This is a genomic window from Catellatospora methionotrophica (genome assembly GCF_011297335.1).
In the GTDB taxonomy this organism is placed as follows: Bacteria; Actinomycetota; Actinomycetes; order Mycobacteriales; family Micromonosporaceae; genus Catellatospora; species Catellatospora methionotrophica.
The window spans coordinates 35,245-49,231 of record NZ_JAAOTJ010000014.1 but is presented as its reverse complement, the minus strand read 5'-3'; the positions used below and the strand labels follow the sequence as shown (position 1 = coordinate 49,231).

The 13,987-nt window shown below is 71.7% G+C and carries 15 protein-coding genes; 11 read left to right on the top strand and 4 right to left on the bottom strand.

Features of this window, described 5'->3' with window-relative positions; all coding sequences use genetic code 11:
* Positions 1-4: 4 nt before the first annotated feature.
* Positions 5-370 carry a DUF742 domain-containing protein gene (locus tag HAV40_RS26335; protein ID WP_239086941.1) on the top strand — a complete coding sequence of 122 codons (366 nt, stop codon included), beginning with the start codon at positions 5-7 and terminating at the stop codon, positions 368-370.
* Positions 351-929 carry a GTP-binding protein gene (locus HAV40_RS26330; protein ID WP_166385805.1) on the top strand — a complete coding sequence of 193 codons (579 nt, stop codon included), beginning with the start codon at positions 351-353 and terminating at the stop codon, positions 927-929. Before HAV40_RS26335 ends, HAV40_RS26330 begins: the two co-directional genes overlap by 20 nt.
* A gap of 12 nt (positions 930-941) precedes the next feature.
* Here the strand turns inward: HAV40_RS26330 and HAV40_RS26325 are convergent, their stop codons facing one another.
* Positions 942-1,880 (bottom strand): ribose-phosphate diphosphokinase, encoded by a 939-nt coding sequence (locus HAV40_RS26325; protein WP_166385803.1) that lies wholly within the window; start codon positions 1,878-1,880, stop codon positions 942-944.
* A 361-nt stretch (positions 1,881-2,241) separates the two neighbouring features.
* Here HAV40_RS26325 and dnaK point away from each other — a divergent pair, with 361 nt between their 5' ends.
* The 6 genes from dnaK to trxA are packed head-to-tail and all read left to right on the top strand — an operon-like array spanning position 2,242 to position 9,154.
* The gene (dnaK, locus tag HAV40_RS26320) at positions 2,242-4,155 is read left to right on the top strand and encodes a molecular chaperone DnaK (RefSeq protein ID WP_166385801.1); all 1,914 of its coding nucleotides are present in this window, start codon (positions 2,242-2,244) and stop codon (positions 4,153-4,155) included.
* An 8-nt stretch (positions 4,156-4,163) separates the two neighbouring features.
* Entirely contained in the window at positions 4,164-4,781 is a 618-nt protein-coding gene (locus tag HAV40_RS26315) for a nucleotide exchange factor GrpE (RefSeq protein ID WP_166385799.1), read from the top strand.
* A 3-nt stretch (positions 4,782-4,784) separates the two neighbouring features.
* Positions 4,785-5,750, top strand: coding sequence for a DnaJ C-terminal domain-containing protein (locus HAV40_RS26310; protein ID WP_166385797.1), 966 nt, complete (start codon positions 4,785-4,787; stop codon positions 5,748-5,750).
* A complete protein-coding gene (locus HAV40_RS26305) occupies positions 5,747-6,082 on the top strand; it encodes a chaperone modulator CbpM (RefSeq protein ID WP_166385795.1) in 336 nt (111 codons plus the stop codon). The genes HAV40_RS26310 and HAV40_RS26305 overlap by 4 nt, the downstream gene beginning before the upstream one ends.
* Positions 6,036-8,690, top strand: a complete 2,655-nt coding sequence (gene clpB / locus HAV40_RS26300) for an ATP-dependent chaperone ClpB (RefSeq protein ID WP_166385793.1) — start codon at positions 6,036-6,038, stop codon at positions 8,688-8,690. Before HAV40_RS26305 ends, clpB begins: the two co-directional genes overlap by 47 nt.
* A gap of 2 nt (positions 8,691-8,692) precedes the next feature.
* Positions 8,693-9,154 (top strand): thioredoxin, encoded by a 462-nt coding sequence (gene trxA, locus HAV40_RS26295; RefSeq protein ID WP_166385791.1) that lies wholly within the window; start codon positions 8,693-8,695, stop codon positions 9,152-9,154.
* A 36-nt stretch (positions 9,155-9,190) separates the two neighbouring features.
* Here the strand turns inward: trxA and HAV40_RS26290 are convergent, their stop codons facing one another.
* Positions 9,191-9,973, bottom strand: coding sequence for an alpha/beta hydrolase (locus HAV40_RS26290; RefSeq protein WP_166385789.1), 783 nt, complete (start codon positions 9,971-9,973; stop codon positions 9,191-9,193).
* A 90-nt stretch (positions 9,974-10,063) separates the two neighbouring features.
* Between HAV40_RS26290 and HAV40_RS26285 the strand changes: the two genes are divergently transcribed.
* The 3 genes from HAV40_RS26285 to HAV40_RS26275 are packed head-to-tail and all read left to right on the top strand — an operon-like array spanning position 10,064 to position 12,483.
* Positions 10,064-11,020 carry a LysR family transcriptional regulator gene (locus tag HAV40_RS26285; RefSeq protein WP_166385787.1) on the top strand — a complete coding sequence of 319 codons (957 nt, stop codon included), beginning with the start codon at positions 10,064-10,066 and terminating at the stop codon, positions 11,018-11,020.
* A gap of 43 nt (positions 11,021-11,063) precedes the next feature.
* Positions 11,064-11,405 carry a PadR family transcriptional regulator gene (locus HAV40_RS26280; RefSeq protein ID WP_239086940.1) on the top strand — a complete coding sequence of 114 codons (342 nt, stop codon included), beginning with the start codon at positions 11,064-11,066 and terminating at the stop codon, positions 11,403-11,405.
* Positions 11,398-12,483, top strand: a complete 1,086-nt coding sequence (locus tag HAV40_RS26275; RefSeq protein WP_166385785.1) for a hypothetical protein — start codon at positions 11,398-11,400, stop codon at positions 12,481-12,483. Before HAV40_RS26280 ends, HAV40_RS26275 begins: the two co-directional genes overlap by 8 nt.
* A 61-nt stretch (positions 12,484-12,544) precedes the next feature.
* On the opposite strand, the gene HAV40_RS26270 is transcribed toward HAV40_RS26275, so the two are convergent.
* Together HAV40_RS26270 and HAV40_RS26265 are read right to left on the bottom strand one after the other, a co-directional pair.
* Complete coding sequence (locus HAV40_RS26270) at positions 12,545-13,300, bottom strand: arginase family protein (RefSeq protein ID WP_203671917.1); 756 nt, start codon at positions 13,298-13,300, stop codon at positions 12,545-12,547.
* Complete coding sequence (locus HAV40_RS26265) at positions 13,297-13,935, bottom strand: TetR/AcrR family transcriptional regulator (RefSeq protein ID WP_166385783.1); 639 nt, start codon at positions 13,933-13,935, stop codon at positions 13,297-13,299. The genes HAV40_RS26270 and HAV40_RS26265 overlap by 4 nt, the downstream gene beginning before the upstream one ends.
* Positions 13,936-13,987 lie beyond the last annotated feature (52 nt).

Below are 13,987 nucleotides of genomic sequence, written 5' to 3'. Positions count from 1 at the left end.
CCGGGTGCAGGCGCCACAGGAGCAGTGGCCCGACGCTGTGCCGGTGGTGCGGCCGTACGCGATGACGTCCGGCCGGACCACCCCGGCACGCGGCGCGTTCGACCTCATCTCGATCGTGCTGGCCACCCGGCCGCCCGAACGCGACGACGGACTCCACCCGGAGTCCGCCCAGATCATCCGGCACAGCCAGGAGCCCGTCTCGGTCGCCGAACTGGCCGCCGAACTGGACCTGCCCGCGGGCACGGTCATGGTGCTGCTCGGCGACCTGCTGGCGCAGCGGCTCATCGTCACCCGTTCCCCTACCCCGGCTCGCGGTGTGGCGAGCCGACCCGTACTCGAGGCGGTCATCCATGGACTCCGTACGCTCTGACGCGGCACCGGTCGTGCTGCCCACCGCCGTCAAGATCCTCATCGCGGGGCACTTCGGTGTCGGCAAGACCACGATGGTCGGCGCGGTCAGCGAGATCCGCCCACTGCGCACCGAGGAGATGCTCACCGACGCGGGCATCGGCGTCGACGACCTGTCCGGCGTCGAGGCCAAGACGCACACCACGGTCGCGATGGACTTCGGGCGTATCACCATCAGCCGCGACCTGGTCCTGTACCTGTTCGGCACCCCCGGCCAGGACCGCTTCTCGTTCCTGTGGGACGAACTCGCCTCGGGCGCGATCGGCGCGGTCGTGCTCGCCGACACCCGCCGCCTCAAGGAGAGCTTCGCCTGCCTCGACTACTTCGAGGAGCGCGAGACCCCGTTCGTGGTCGCCGTGAACTGCTTCGAGGGCAGTGACCGCTTCACCACGGCCGACGTGCAGCTCGCCCTGAACCTGGATCCCGGCACGCCGGTGCTGCTGTGCGACGCCCGCGACCGCACCTCGTCGCGGGCGGTCCTGGTCGCACTGCTCCAGCACGTCCTGTCGCTGCCCGTCTGAGCGGCGGCCCGGTCAGGCGAACAGGGCGCTGACCGACTCGCCGTTGTGGATACGGCGCATCGCCTCGGCCAGGGCGGGCGCGACGGAGAGGACCTTCAGTTTGGGGACGTGCTTGTCGGCCGCGATGGGGACCGTGTTGGTGCAGACGATCTCCAGGACGCCGTCCTGCTCGCTGAGGCGCTTGAGGGCGTTGTCGGAGAACAGGCCGTGGGTGCAGGCCAGGCGGATGGAGCGTACGTTCAGGCCGCGCAGGTGCTCCATCAGCTCGATGACGGTGCTGCCCTTGGCGATCTCGTCGTCGAGCACGATGACGTGCTTGTCGGCGACGTCGCCGATGACCGCGCTGATCTGGACCCGGTCGTCGCTGTAACGCTGCTTCGCCCCGGCTGCCACGGGCGTGCCCAGCAGCCGGGCGAACGCGGCCGCCTCCTTGGCGTTGCCGAGGTCGGGCGACACGACGACGGTGTCGGCCAGGTCGTACTGCTTGAAGTAACCGGCCAGCTCGCGCAGCGCGTGCAGGTGGTCGACGGGCATGCTGAAGAACCCGTGGATCTGCGGCGAGTGCAGCGTCATCGCCAGCACCCGGTCGGCCCCCGCGGTGCGCAGCAGGTCGGCGACCAGCCGCCCGCCGATGGAGATGCGCGGGGCGTCCTTCTTGTCCGAACGCGCGTACGCGTAGTGCGGCATCACCACGGTGATCCGCCCCGCTGAGGCGCCACGGGCCGCGTCGAGCATCAGCAGCAGCTCGACCAGGTGTTCCTGCACCGGCGGGACCAGCGGCTGCACCAGGTACACGTCGCGGTCGCGGCAGTTCGCGCCGAGCTGCACCTCAAGGCAGTCGTTGGCGAAACGCGACACCCGTACCGGGTGCAACGGCACTTCCAGGTGGGCACAGATCTCGGCCGCGAGTTCGGGATGGGCACTACCGCTGAACACCGCGATGTCACGCACGCCGGAATGGTAACCAGCCCGGCCGAGCGGAGCGGTGCCAGCCCCGCCGCATCGGCGCACGTCATCCGATCGGGAATCCGACGCACGCCCACCCGGCAAAGCGCAGTCTCGGGGAAACCGCACGAATCATCGCGTCGGCTTCTGCAGTCTCCCCGAAACTGCAGGGCCACCGGCGATGGTCGTACGCGTGTTCGGAGGGCGGGTCGTGGGGTAACGGCAACCTCGGGCGCGGTGTTCGGCTAGATTATGTGAGTCCGATTTATGTACAAATACCGGACGTGCGTCAGGTGTGTCCGCTGGTGGCGGCCCGCGCCGATGATCATGCGTACGCGCCGGAAGTCAGCGGATGTGGAGCGGCGCCATGGCCAAGGCAGTGGGTATCGATCTGGGGACCACGAACTCGGTGATCGCGGTGTTCGAGGGCGGACAGCCGACGGTGATCCAGAACGCGGAGGGCGCGCGTACCACGCCTTCCGTGGTCGCGTTCACCGACGCGGGCGAGCGCCTGGTCGGGCAGCTCGCCCGCAGACAGGCGATCCTGAACCCCAAGGGCACCATCTATTCCGCGAAGCGGTTCATCGGCCGGCACTTCGACGAGATCAGCCAGGAGGCCAAGGCCGTCGCGTTCGACGTGGTGGCCGGTCCGGACGGGCTGGTCCGCTTCGACGTCAAGGGAAAGATGTACTCCCCCGAGGAGATCAGCGCCCAGGTGCTGCGCAAACTCGTCGACGACGCGTCGAAGTTCCTCGGCGAGAAGGTCACCCAGGCCGTCATCACGGTGCCCGCGTACTTCAACGACGCGCAGCGCACCGCGACCAAGGACGCCGGGCGTATCGCCGGACTCGACGTGCTGCGCATCATCAACGAGCCGACCGCGGCCGCGCTGGCGTACGGGCTGGACAAGAAGGGCCACGAGACGGTCCTCGTGTTCGACCTCGGCGGCGGCACGTTCGACGTGAGCATCCTCGACGTCGGCGACGGCGTCGTGGAGGTGCGCGCCACCGCGGGCGACTCCCACCTGGGCGGCGACGACTTCGACCGGCGGCTGGTCGACCACCTCGCCGACGAGTTCAAGAACGACACCGGCATCGACCTGCGTACCGACCCGCAGGCGCTGCAGCGGCTGTTCGAGGCCGCCGAGAAGGCCAAGGTCGAGCTGTCCTCGGTCACCCAGACGCAGGTCAGCCTGCCGTTCGTGACGGCTGACGCGTCCGGTCCGAAGCACCTGACCACGACGATCACCCGCTCGAAGTTCGAGGACCTGACCAAGGACCTCGTGCAGCGCTGCCTGGGCCCGGTCGAGCAGGCGATGACCGACGCGCAGGTGACCGCCAACGACCTCGACGAGGTCATCCTCGTCGGCGGGTCGACCCGCATCCCGGCGGTGCAGGCGCTGGTGCGCAAGCTGACCGGCGGCAAGGACCCGAACATGAGCGTCAACCCCGACGAGGTCGTGGCGCTCGGTGCGGCGATCCAGGCCGGGGTGCTCACCGGCGAAGGCCCGGACGTGCTGCTGCTCGACGTCATCCCGCTGTCGCTCGGCCTGGAGACCCTGGGCGGCCGGATGACGAAGGTCATCGAGCGCAACACCACGATCCCGGCGCGGCGGGCCGAGACGTTCTCCACCGCCGAGGACAACCAGCCCGCCGTCGACATCCACATCCTGCAGGGCGAGCGTGAACTCGCCGGGGACAACCGCACGCTGGGCAAGTTCCGGCTGGAGAACATCCGCCCGGCCGCGCGCGGCGTGCCGCAGATCGACGTCACGTTCGACGTCGACGCCAACGGCATCCTGAACGTGTCGGCCAAGGACAAGGACACCGGTGTCGAGCAGGCCGTCACTATCACCGACAGCGGCAACCTGGACCGTGGCGACGTCGACCGGATGGTCTCCGACGCCGAGTCCCACCGCGACGAGGACGCCCGCACCCGGCAGCTCATCGACACCCGCAACGAGCTGGAATCGCTGACGTACCAGGTCGAGCAGCGCCTCGGTGAGCTGGGCGAGGCCGCGCCCGCGCACGAGAAGGCCCGCGCGGACCTGCTGGTCACCGACGCCCGGCAGGCGATCAAGGAGGACGCCCCGGTCGACCGGCTGCGCTCGCTGATCGGGGACCTGCAGCAGGTCGCGCAGGGTCTGATGGCGCGGCCCAGCGCACCGCCGCCCGGCGGCGACGCGGGCCAGGGCGGGCAGGGCGGTCCGACCGCGGGCGCGCGCACCGGTCAGGGCCAGGGCGACGACGACGTCATCGACGCCGAGTTCTCCCCGAGCTGAGCGCCGCGATGGCAGACCACCCGCACGGCGGCACCGGCCCGCAGGCCGACACCGAACCCGAAGCCGCCGGGGAGCACGTGCCCCGGCACGGCCTGGACGCGCCGGGGCCGGTCGCGATGGAAGCCGAGGAGGCCGCGGTGCACGACGGGCACGCCGGGGAGCCGTCCGCCGAGGCGCCGGACGTCGAGGCCGGGCCGACGGTGGCCGAGCTCGAGGGCCGGTTGCGGCGGGCGCTGGCCGACCTGGACAACATGCGCAAGCGGTACGAGCGCCAGCTGTCCGCCGAACGGGAGCAGGAACGGGCCCGCACCGCCGCGGTGTTCCTGCCCGTGATCGACAACCTGGACCTGGCCCTGACGCACGCCGACAGCGACCCGGCCGCGGTCGTCGACGGCGTGCGGGCGGTCCGCGACCAGGCCGTGAACACGCTGTCCACGCTCGGTTTCCCGCGCCGCGAGGACACCGGCGTGCCGTTCGACCCGGTCTGGCACGAGGCGGTCAGCGTGGTCCCGAACACCGGCGAGCCGGACGGGACGGTGCTGCAGGTGGTCCGTCCCGGCTACGGCGAGGTCGACCGGCAACTGCGCCCGGCCACGGTCGTCGTGGCCGGCAACACCCAGAGGTGAGCCGTGGCCCGTGACTTCTACGACGTGCTCGGGGTTTCACGCGGCGCGTCCACCGACGAGATCCAGCAGGCGTTCCGCAAGCTGGCCCGCAAGTTCCACCCGGACGTCAACAAGAGCCCAGACGCCGAGGACCGGTTCAAGGAGATCAACGAGGCGTACCACGTGCTGCACGACCCGAAGCAGCGCGCCCGCTACGACCGCTTCGGTGAGGACTTCCGCAAGGTGCCCGAGGGGTACGAGGAGATGGCCGGGGCGGGCGCGGGCGGTTTCCGCGGCCGTGGCGCGCCGGGCGGGTTCGGCGGCGGCGGGTTCGGCGGCGGGGGCGGCGGCGAGCCGTTCTCGTGGTCGTACGAGGGCGGCGACGTCGACCTGGAGGACCTGCTCGGCGGGATGTTCCGCGGTGGCGGCCGGGGTCGCGCGGCGGGCCCGATCCCGGGCGCGGACCAGGAGGCCGAGCTGCCGCTGTCCGTCGAGGAGGCCTACCAGGGCGGTAAGCGCACCATCACGCTGTCCGGGGCGCAGGGGCCGCGCAGCTACGACGTGAACATCCCGGCCGGGGTGACCGACGGGCAGCGCATCCGGCTGGCCGGGCAGGGCGGGCAGGGGCGCGGCAACGCCCAGCCCGGCGACCTGTACCTGGTGGTGCGGCTCGAACCGCACCAGCGCTACCGGCTCGACGGCCGCCACATCCACGTGCCGCTGCCGGTGAGCCCGTCCGAGGCGGCGCTCGGCGCGACCGTCGAGCTGACGACCCCCGGCGGGCAGACCAAGGTCACCGTGCCGCCGGGCACGTCCAGCGGCAAGCGGCTGCGGCTGCGCGGGCAGGGCATGCCGCACCGGCGCGGCGAGCACGGCGATCTGTACGCCGAGGTGCGCATCGTGGTGCCGGGCAGCCTGAGCGACCGCGAGCGGGAACTGTACGAGGAACTCGCCAAGGCGTCCACGTTCGACCCGAGGAGCGCGAGATGAAGGTGTACGCGCTGGCCGTGCCGTCCCGGCTGAGCCTGGACCGCTTCGCCCGCGAGGCCCGCCTGCACCCGGTGCTGGTGCAGCGGTACGTGACGCTGGGCCTGCTGGAGGCGACCCGCGACGCGGGCGGCGGCCTGTGGTTCTCCCCCACCCAGCTGCACCAGGTGGCGCGGGTGCAGCGGCTGCACGCCGACCTGCCCCTGAACTACACCGCGATCGGCCTGGTCATGGACCTGCTTGACCGCGTCGAGGAGCTGCAGACCGCACTGCGAAGGAGCGAGCGCCGTGGACATGAACAAGCTGACGCAGAAGTCGCAGGAGGCGCTGCATGACGCGCAGACGATCGCGCTGCGGATGGGCCATACCGAGGTGGACGGCGAGCATCTGCTGCTGGCGCTGCTGGACCAGCCCGACGGGATCGTGCCGCGGCTGATCGCCCAGACCGGCGCCGATCCGGCACGGCTGCGCGGCGAGGTCGAACAGGATCTGCAGCGCAGGCCCAAGGTCAGCGGGCCGGGCGCGCAGCCGGGCCAGGTGTTCGTCACCCAGCGGCTGTCGCGGGTGCTCGACACCGCCGAGCGCGAGGCCAAGCGGCTCAAGGACGAGTACGTGTCGACCGAGCACCTGCTGCTGGCGCTGGCCGACGAGGGTTCGGCGTCGGCGGCCGGGCGGCGACTCAAGGAGAACGGCGTCACCCGCGACGCGTTCCTGGCGGCGCTGACCCAGATCCGCGGCAACCAGCGGGTCACCTCGGCGATGCCGGAGGTGACCTACGAGGCGCTGGAGAAGTACGGCCAGGACCTGGTCGCCGACGCGCGCGCGAACCGGCTCGACCCGGTCATCGGCCGCGACGCCGAGATCCGGCGGGTCATCCAGATCCTGTCCCGCAAGACCAAGAACAACCCGGTGCTGATCGGCGATCCGGGCGTCGGCAAGACCGCGATCGTGGAGGGCCTGGCCCAGCGCATCGTGCGCGGTGACGTGCCCGAGGGGCTGCGCGACAAGACCGTGTTCGCCCTCGACATGGGTTCGCTGATCGCCGGGGCGAAGTATCGCGGGGAGTTCGAGGAGCGGCTCAAGGCCGTGCTCAACGAGGTCCGCGCGGCCGAGGGCCGGATCCTGCTGTTCGTCGACGAGTTGCACACCGTCGTCGGGGCGGGCGGCGGCGCGGAGGGCGCGATGGACGCGGGCAACATGCTCAAGCCGATGCTGGCGCGCGGCGAGCTGCACATGATCGGCGCGACGACCGTCGACGAGTACCGCAAGCAGATCGAGAAGGACGCCGCGCTGGCGCGGCGTTTCCAGCAGGTGTTCGTCGACGAGCCGTCGGTCGAGGACACCATCTCGATCCTGCGCGGGCTGCGCGAGCGCCTGGAGGTGTTCCACGGCGTGAAGATCCAGGATTCGGCGCTGGTGGCCGCGGCGACGCTGTCGCACCGGTACATCACCGACCGGTTCCTGCCCGACAAGGCGATCGACCTGGTGGACGAGGCGTGCGCGCGGCTGCGTACCGAGATCGACTCGATGCCCGCCGAACTCGACGAGATCACCCGGCGGGTCATGCGGCTGGAGATCGAGGAGGCGGCGCTGGCCAAGGAGACCGACGCGTCCAGCCTGGCCCGCCTGGACCAGCTGCGCCGGGAGCTGGCCGACCTGCGCGCCGAGGCCGACGCCAAGCACGCCCAGTGGGAGAGCGAACGCCAGGCCATCCGCCGGGTCCAGGACGTACGCGAGGAGCTGGAGCGGCTGCGGCACGAGGTCGAGGAGGCCGAGCGGGCGTACGACCTGAACCGGGCCGCCGAACTGCGCTACGGCCGGATCGCCGACCTGGAACGGCGGCTGGCGGCCGAGGAGCAGAAACTCGCCGACCGGCAGCAGGGACAGCCCGGCCTGCTGCGCGAGACCGTCACCGAGGACGAGATCGCCGAGATCGTGTCGGCGTGGACGGGCATCCCGGTGTCGCGGCTGCAGGAGGGCGAGCGGCAGAAACTGCTGCGCCTCGACGAGATCCTGCACGAACGCGTCATCGGCCAGGACGAGGCCGTGCAGGTCGTCGCCGACGCGATCATCCGGGCCCGGTCCGGCATCAAGGATCCGCGCCGCCCGATCGGGTCGTTCATCTTCCTGGGCCCGACCGGTGTCGGCAAGACCGAACTGGCCAAGGCGCTCGCGGAGGCGCTGTTCGACTCCGAGGACAACATCGTGCGCCTGGACATGAGCGAGTACCAGGAACGGCACACGGTCAGCCGCCTGGTCGGCGCGCCGCCCGGGTACGTCGGCTACGAGGAGGGTGGGCAGCTCACCGAGGCGGTGCGGCGCAAGCCGTACTCGGTGGTGCTGTTCGACGAGATCGAGAAGGCGCACGCCGACGTGTTCAACACGCTGCTGCAGGTGCTCGACGACGGCCGGATCACCGACGCGCAGGGCCGCACCGTCGACTTCCGCAACACCGTCATCATCATGACGTCCAACATCGGCGCGGAGTACCTGCTGGAGGGGTCCGATGCCGACATCTCGGAGCAGGCCCGCGCGAAGGTGCTCGGCGAGCTGCGCGCGCACTTCCGGCCGGAATTCCTCAACCGTGTCGACGACATCGTGCTGTTCCACCGGCTGACGCTGCCGCAGATCGAGAAGATCGTCGACCTGCAGTTCGAGGACCTGCGTAGGCGTCTCGGCGAGCGGCGGATCACCCTGGACCTCACCGAGGACGCCCGCAAGCTCATCGCCGAGCACGGCTTCGACCCGGTGTACGGCGCGCGGCCGCTGCGCCGCTACATCGCCCACGAGGTCGAGACCCGCATCGGCCGCGCCATCATCGCCGGTGACCTGCGCGAGGACGCCATGATCCACGTCGGGGTACGCGACGGCGAACTGGCGGTAACCTTCGACGCGGCACCGGCTCCGCAGCTGGCGGAGGCGGGCGCGGGAACGGGAGCGTGACCATGGCACAGGCACCCCAGCAGGACACCCGGGCCGATCTGGTCGCCTGCCCACACTGCGGCAAGCGCAACCGGCTGCGGGCGGCCGCGACGGGACTCGCCCGCTGCGGCAGCTGCCGCGGCATGCTGCCCTGGTTGACCGACGCCACCGATCACGACTTCGACGCCGTCGTGGTCACGTCGTCGCTGCCGGTGCTGCTGGACCTGTGGGCGCCGTGGTGCGGCCCGTGCCGGATGGTCGCACCGGGCGTGGAGAAGGCGGCGCAGGCGTACGCGGGAAGGCTGAAGGTCGTCAAGGTCAATGTCGACGACTCGCCGCAGACCGCGGCGCGTTACCAGGCCCAGTCGATCCCGCTGCTGCTCCTGCTGAACGGCGGCGAGGTGGTGGCCCGGCAGCTCGGCGCGGTCCCGCCGGACGCGCTGCTGCAATGGGTGGAGCGCTCACTGCCCGCGGCGAAACCGTGAGCACGGCGGGGCGGCCGACGCCGCCCCGCCGTCCGCCTAACGCGACAGCCAGTCGGTGACGATCGCGTCGACCCGCGCGGCGTTCGCGGTCTGCGGGGCCGCCTCGACGCCGGGTTCCTCGGCCAGGGCGTGTCCCATGCCAGGGATCGCGACCAGCGACGATCCTTCCGGCAGCGCCGCCCACAGCCGCTCCGCGGGGTCGCGGAAGCCGTCCCGGCCGTCCTCGTCACCGATCACCATCAGCAGCGGCCGCTCGATCTCACCGGCGCGGGCCACGAAGTCCAGCCGGTCGGCCACGGCACGGCTCTCGTCGGTCCACACGTACGGCGTGCCGAACATCCGGGAGTTCGCGTCGACCAGTGCTGACAACTGGACCGCAGGGCTGACCAGCGCGACCCGGTCGACTTCAACGGTCGTCTCGGTCAGCAGGCGCAGCGCCGTCATCGACCCGATCGAGCCGCCCAGCAGGCTGAGCGGGCCGTGTACGGCCAGCACCGAGCGCAGCTCGGCCAGCACGGCCGGGAACTCCGCGACCGCCTGGCGGGTCAGCGGCTCGAACAGGTTGAGCACCGCGTCCTCCATGACGAGCTTCATCAGCTCCTCGGGGCCGCCGGGCACCATCCGGTCGCCGGTCATCGGCAGGCCCAGATACACCCGCCAGGCGTTGAGGCCGTTCAGGGGCAGGGCGGCGGCCATGGCGGCCTCGCTGCGCGGCGGGTCGAGCAGGTGCCATGCCACGACCAGCGGCGAGTCCGGGGTCGGGTCGGTGGGCGGCAGGGCGACGTACGGCACTCCGGCCGCGGTTCCTCTGAGTGTCATGTCCCCCAGTCAAGCCTCCTTGCGGCCCAGCGTCGAACAACCGTGCTGATCTATTGGACAACCGTTGGTTGTCAGGCCAGGCTGTGCGCTGTGGATCTCGATCTGGCACAGGTTCGGGCGTTCGTGCGCGCCGCCGACGAGCTGCACTTCGGCCGCACCGCCGCCGCGCTGTACCTGACCCAGCAGGCACTGTCCAAACGGGTGCGGCGGCTGGAGGAGACCCTCGGCGTCACCCTGTTCGTACGCGGCCGCGGCCCCGTCGAGCTGACCGCCGCGGGAGAGCGGTTCCTGCCGCACGCGCGGGAGCTGCTGGTGCTCGCCGCGACGGCGGCCCGGTCGGTGCGCGGCGAGCCGCTGCCGCTCAAGGTCGACGTGTGGGGGCCGGTGCACCGGCCGCTGAGCCTGCTCGGGGAGCTCGTGTCGGCCCACCCGGAGCTGCTGCTGGAGCTGAGCATGCGGCGCAGCCTCGGCTCGGCGCTGGACGCGGTGGCCCGTGGCGACCTCGACGTCGCGTGGGGGCGGCCGCACGACCTGGGCCGGCCGTGGCTGGACGGGCTGCGGCGGCGGCTGGTGTGCCTGGAGCCGATCGCGGTCGGGGTGCTGGCCGGGCACCCGCTCGCCGACGCCGCCGTGGTCGGGGCGGACGAGCTGCGCGGGTACGGGCTGTGGATCCCGTTCGAGGACCGGCCGCCGGAGCTGACGGGGCTGCTGCGCGCGTACGCGGCGGCCCTGGACGTGCCGATCACGGGGACGGCGCTCAACCTCGGGGTCGAGCATACGATCGCCGACCTGCGCCGCCATCCGCACCGGGTCACGCCGCTGGGCGCGTGGTGGCAGTTGCCCGGCGACGTGGTGCGGATCCCGCTGCGCCCGACGCCGTATCTGCCGTGGTCGGTGATCTGGCGGGCGGGCAACCCGCACCCGCTGCTCCCCCGGCTGCTCAAGGTGCTGCCGGGGCCGGGCACCGTCCGGTTCGACCCGGCCGTCGACTGGCTGCCCGAACCGGACCGTGCGGACCTGCCCCGCTCGGTGGCACGAACCCACTGACTACACAGATTGACTGTATATACAGACAGTCTATATTGCAGTCATGTCCATGCAGGAACCCACGTTCTTCATCCTGACCGCGCTCGTCCGCACCCCGTTGCACGGATACGGCGTCATGCAGGCCGTCGAGCAGCTGTCCAGCGGCCGGGTCACGCTCAAGGCGGGCACGCTGTACGCCGCCCTGGACCGGCTCACCGCCACCGGGCTGATCGCCGTGGACCGTGAGGAGGCCGTGGCCGGGCGACTGCGCCGCTACTACGTCCTGTCCGACGACGGACGGGCCGCACTGGAGGCCGCGGTCGAGCGCATGCGCTCCGACGCGACCGTCGCGTCGGCCCGCCTGCGGGAGGCGTTCGGCTTCGGCGTGGCGGTGCAGCATGGCTGAGCAGGACCGGCTCGAACGCTGCTACCGCCGCCTGCTGTGGGCGTACCCGCGCTACTACCGGCGCGAACGCGGGCTGGAGATGCTCACCACGCTGCTGGACGCGGCCAGGCCGGGCCAGGATCGCCCGACGCGCGGCGACACCGTCCACCTGATCCTGTCGGGGCTGCGGTTTCGCCTCGTCCCGCCCGGCTGGGCCGCGAAGATCGCGACCGGCGTCGCCGCACTGTGGTTCGCGGTGGTGCTCGGCAGTGCGGGCGCGTACGTCGCCTGGCTGCCCTCGGCCAGCTCGGTCGACGTCAGCGATCCCGGGCTCGCCGCGCTCGCCGACGGGCTCGTCGGCCGGCCGGCCGAGCGGGTCTCCTTCGACAGCGGCGAGCCACTCGACTTCGCACGTGGCTACACGTCCACCGGCCTGTTCTGGGACCTCGACCGCGAGACGCTGCCCGGAGGGAAGCCGGTGCCGTCCGGCCAGCACCGCTCCTATCCGACGACCTTCGTGCCGGGCGGTGTCATGAAAGGCGCGCTCCCTCGCCTGCGGGCTGATGGCTGGCAGGTCGGCCCGATCACCAGGTCGCCCTACTGCGGCTGCGTCGTATTCTGGGCCGACCGGGACGGGCTGCTGCTGCGTATGCAGGAGGCCCGCACCGTCGGCCTGAGTTCGGTGGTGAGCGTGGAGCTCTTCCCCGTCGAGCCCGAGGGCGTGACCGCCGCCGCGGTCGCCGGGGTCGTCATCGGACTGCTCGCAGCGTGGCCCGTGCTGGCCGCGTTGACCCGCCACTGTACCCGCGTCTCGAACCGGGACCGGCTGCTGCTCCTGGCGTTCGGCCTGCCCGCCCTGTTCGCCTGCTTCGCGAACACGCTCGACAACGTGATGAGCATGGTGCCCGACACCGAGGGTGTGCTGCTGGCCGCCGACCTCCTCTATCCGCTGGCTAACCAGGCCGTCAACCCGGTCGCAGCGACGGTGATCGCGGTCGGCTTCGCCGGCTGCGTCGCCGTGGTCGTCCGCGCGGCGTGGCGGCGCCGCCACGCGACGACCAGCGTGATGGCGGCACGACCGGCGGCCGCGGGTAGGTGAACCGGTCCGGGACCGTCTCTCGGGCTGAGCCCCAAAGCCGGCCCCGGACCAGACGCCTTGATCACACGGTCAGCGCCGCCAGCAGACTGGCGCGAACCCCGGCCGGGTCGGGGCGGCCGGGATACCAGGTGCAGGCGAGATCGACGGCGGCCACCCGGCCCGTGTCCAGAACCCGCCGCGCCGCCGCGAGCACCCCGGCCGCCGTGGGGCCTCCGGGCACGGGGAAGCGCAGGTCCGGCAGTTCCGCCGCGTCGATCACGTCGAGGTCCAGGTGCAGGACCAGTGGGCCGGGCGGCAGCATCGACTCGTCCAGGTCGTCGACGCCGCATCGGCGTACGGCCGAGGTGGCGAGGTATGCGGCCTCCGGCGGGTCCAGGTCGCGGGCGTCGACGAGCAGCGCCCGGTCCTCGGCCAGCGGCCGCAGGCCCAGCCGCTGCGAGATCAGCTCGGGCCGGTAGCCGACGAGGATCCGCAGGGGCATACCGCCGACGTAGCCCGACGTTGTCGTCTCCAGCGTCTGCACGTCGCCGTGCGCGTCGAACCAGACGATGCCCGCGTCCACTCCGGCCTGTTGCAGGCCCGCCATGGTGCCCAGCGACACGGTGCAGTCGCCGGACACGACCGTCGGGATCTCACCGGTCTGCACGCAGTCGGCGACCTGCCGGGCCACCGGCTCGTAGAGGTGGCCGAGCCGGGCCCAGACGTCCCCGTCGGGCAGCTGCTCCGTCACGGTACGCACGGGGTGGCCGTCCGGCAGCGGGAAGTCGTGATCGGGTAGTCGTTCGTCGAGGTGGTACGGCACGAAGATGATCGTCACGCGGCCACGTTATCGGATGCCATCCCGCCCGTGCCGTGGGCGAACAGGCGGTCCAGGTGGTAGGTGAGGATCGCGAGCGCGGCGTCGCCGTCGCGCTGGCCGCCGAGCACGCTCGAACCGAGGCCGTTGGTCAGGGCCAGCAGCCCTGCCGCGACCGTGGGGGCGTCCAGGTCCGGATCGACCTGGCCGGCTTGCTGGGCGGTACGCAGTTGCGTGGTGAGGAAGCGTTCCAGCAGGTCGGGATAGGCCGTGCCATGGTCGGCGGCGAGTTCGGGCTCGGCCAGCACCAGGGCGTAGTACGCGGCGTAGGTCCTGGTCAGCCTGCGGCTCTCCGGGTCGGTCGGCAGGATCGCGGTGAGCGTGCCGTAGACGAGGCTGCGCGGGCTGGGCGGCAGGCCCAGGGCGCGGATGTGCTCCTCCACCCGCGCGGACAGCTGTTCGCCGAGGTAGGCGAGCGCGCCGAGCAGCAGTTCCTGCTTGGTGTGGAAGTAGTACTGGACCAGGCGCAGGGATACGCCCGCCTCGGTGGCGACCTCGCGCATGCTCGCCGCCTGCAGGCCCCTGGTGCTGGCGATCCTCAGCAGGGCCTCGCCGATCTCACGACGCCGCAGGTCGTGGTCCACGCGCTTGGGCACGGTGCTCCGTCCGTCGGGCCTGTCCGGTCGGCCTATCATGCACTGTCGGTTT